The sequence below is a fragment of the Latilactobacillus graminis DSM 20719 genome, assembly GCF_001436415.1.
Classification (GTDB): domain Bacteria; phylum Bacillota; class Bacilli; order Lactobacillales; family Lactobacillaceae; genus Latilactobacillus; species Latilactobacillus graminis.
Map to the genome: position 1 here is coordinate 1 of NZ_AYZB01000044.1, position 356 is coordinate 356.

At 41.0% G+C, this 356-nt stretch carries 1 protein-coding gene; it reads right to left on the bottom strand.

Annotated features, from left to right (window positions below):
- Positions 1–54: 54 nt before the first annotated feature.
- Positions 55–356, bottom strand: a 302-nt coding sequence (locus tag FC90_RS06790) for an integrase core domain-containing protein (RefSeq protein ID WP_157053050.1), incomplete at its 5' end; no start/stop codon positions are given.

The window sequence follows — 356 nt, forward strand, 5'->3', positions numbered from 1 at the left end:
TGTACTAGGCCCTGTCAAGTTGACGGATGAAATAATATAAAATTTAATATGTTTCTAAACGGCTTTATTCCAGTATTCATCTGGAGTAAGGCCGTTTCTTTGTGTTGAACGATTATAGTGATTAAAATATTCGATTCCTGCTTCAACCAATTTCATTAGTTCTTGATAGGTCTTTGGCATTGGATGTCGTGCCATCCATCGATGCTTAAATTCATTCCACCAACGCTCCATCGGGGCGTTGTCATACGGTGTCCCTGGTCGGGACATACTTCTAGTCACCTCATATTGATCAAGATAGCGGCTAAACATTTTTGATGTATATGCTGAACCGCGATCAGTGTGCACCATAGGGTGCA